The 503-nt window shown below is 68.2% G+C and carries 1 protein-coding gene; it reads left to right on the top strand.

The features are described from left to right. The coding region (locus tag HHU12_RS34935) for an amidohydrolase family protein (RefSeq protein WP_169661260.1) at positions 1–503 on the top strand (503 nt) is incomplete at both ends.

The raw sequence follows: 503 nt of genomic DNA, 5'->3' as shown, positions 1-503 counted from the left end.
GGCCGGGCGGTGGAGCAGGATCTGCCGGTGGCGCTGCGTCCGGAAACCTTCGACGGCTATATGGCGGATATCGAACGGCTGGTCAGCCGCTATCACGACCCCCGGCCCGATTCTCTGCGCCGGGTGGTGATGGCGCCCACTACCGTCCTGCACTCCGCGCCGGGCGCCCAGCTGCGGGAGATGGCGAAGCTGGCCCGCCAGCTGGGGATCCGGTTGCACAGCCATTTATCGGAAACCGTCGATTATCTCGACGCCGCGCGGCAGAAATTCGCCATGACGCCGGTGCAGTTCTGCGCGGAGCACGACTGGCTGGGAAATGACGTGTGGTTTGCCCATCTGGTGAAGCTGCTGCCGGAGGAGATTGCCCTGCTGGGCCGCACCGGAACCGGCATCGCCCACTGCCCGCAAAGCAACGGCCGGCTGGGCAGCGGCATCGCCGATCTGCTGGCGCTGGAGCAGGCCGGGGTCCCGGTCTCGCTGGGGGTGGACGGCGCTGCCTCCAA

It is taken from the genome of Flammeovirga aprica JL-4, assembly GCF_012844305.1.
GTDB lineage: Bacteria > Bacteroidota > Bacteroidia > Cytophagales > Flammeovirgaceae > Flammeovirga > Flammeovirga aprica.
This window is presented reverse-complemented; position numbering and strand designations above follow the sequence as displayed.